This is a genomic window from Streptomyces sp. BR123 (assembly GCF_013401435.1).
GTDB lineage: Bacteria > Actinomycetota > Actinomycetes > Streptomycetales > Streptomycetaceae > Streptomyces.
This window is the reverse complement of sequence record NZ_JACBGN010000571.1, coordinates 1-1,710: the sequence shown is the minus strand read 5'-3', so window position 1 is coordinate 1,710 and position 1,710 is coordinate 1. Positions and strand designations below refer to the sequence as shown.

At 73.8% G+C, this 1,710-nt stretch carries 2 protein-coding genes; both read left to right on the top strand.

Annotated elements, in window-relative coordinates:
- Positions 1-1,118 (top strand): PLP-dependent cysteine synthase family protein (locus tag HYE82_RS36330; protein WP_218783452.1); only part of this gene is annotated, 1,118 nt, incomplete at its 5' end.
- The coding region (locus HYE82_RS36325; RefSeq protein ID WP_179178484.1) for an MFS transporter at positions 1,115-1,710 on the top strand (596 nt) is incomplete at its 3' end. The genes HYE82_RS36330 and HYE82_RS36325, both read left to right, overlap by 4 nt.

Sequence of the window (1,710 nt, the reverse complement as noted above, 5' to 3'; positions counted from 1 at the left end):
CCTCCGCCGGCTTCACCAGCCCCTCCCGCCTCAACCGCGCCGCCCTCTCGGGGCTCGTCGGCAACACCCCGCTCCTCCACGTGTCCGAGCCGTTCGCCCCGGAGGGCCGCGGCTTCTGGGCGAAGCTGGAGGGCTTCAACCCCGGCGGCATCAAGGACCGCCCGGGCCTGCACATGGTCGAACGGGCCCGCGCCCGCGGCGAGCTGCGGCCGGGGGCGCGGATCATCGAGTCCACCAGCGGCACCCTGGGCCTCGGCCTGGCCCTGGCAGGCCTGGTCCACGGGCACCCGGTGACCCTGGTCACCGACCCGGGCCTGGAGTCGACCATGACGAAGCTGCTGACCGCCTACGGCGCTCAGGTCAACGTCGTCTCCGAGCCGCACCCGACCGGCGGCTGGCAGGAGGCCCGGCGCGAACGGGTCCGGCAGCTGATGGACCGGCACCCCGGGTCGTGGTCCCCCGACCAGTACAACAACCCCGACAACACGACCGCGTACACCCCGCTCGCCCTGGAACTCGCCGCCGACCTCGGGCACCTCGACGTCCTCGTGTGCAGCGTCGGCACCGGCGGGCACTCCGCCGGCGTCTCCCGGGTCCTGCGCCAGTTGTACCCGCAGCTGGAACTCGTCGGCGTGGACACCATAGGGTCCACGATCTTCGGCCAGCCCGCCCGGCCACGCCTCATGCGCGGCCTGGGATCGAGCATCTACCCCCGCAACGTCGCCTACGGGAACTTCGCCGAGGTGCACTGGGTGGCGCCGGCCGAAGCGGTGTGGGCCTGCCGGCAGCTCGCGTGCTCCCACTACGCCACGGGCGGCTGGAGCGTCGGCGCCGTCGCCCTCGTCGCCGGCTGGCTGGCCCGCACCCGCCCGGCCGGCACCCGGATCGCCGCGGTGTTCCCCGACGGACCGCAGCGGTACCTGGGGACCGTGTACGACGACGACTACTGCACCGCCCACGGCCTCCTCGACGCCCCGCCCGCGGCCGAGCCGGAGGTCATCGGCCGGGTCGACGAAAAGGAGGTCACCCGCTGGACCCGCTGCGCAGCCGTGGTCGACCCGCTGGCGGATGCGGCCGGCGATTCCGCGGCGCCGGGTACGGGGGGTCGGGGCCGGTGAAGGGCACGCTGGCGCAGGTGCGCTCGTACGAGAGGAGCGTCCAGTTGCTGATGGTGAACCAGTTCACCATCAACCTGGGCTTCTACATGCTGATGCCGTACCTCGCCGCCCACCTCTCCGGGTCGCTGGGGCTGGCCGGCTGGGCCGTCGGGCTCGTCCTGGGCGTCCGCAACTTCAGCCAGCAGGGCATGTTCCTGGTCGGCGGCACGCTGGCCGACCGGCTGGGCTACAAGCCGCTGATCGTCGCCGGCTGCCTGCTGCGCACGGTCGGCTTCGCCACGCTGGGCCTGGTCGACTCCCTGCCGGCGCTGCTCGCCGCTTCCGCGGCCACCGGGCTCGCCGGGGCCCTGTTCAACCCGGCGGTCCGTGCTTACCTCGCCGTGGACGCGGGAGAGCGACGGGTGGAGGCGTTCGCCCTGTTCAACGTCTTCTACCAGGCGGGCATCCTGCTCGGCCCCCTGGCCGGCATGGTGCTCACCGGGGTGGACTTCCGGATCACCTGCCTGGTCGCGGCGGCCGTGTTCGCCGTACTGAGCGCGGTCCAGATCCGCAGCCTGCCCGCGCGGCGCGCGGACGGGGCCGGGGCCGGGGC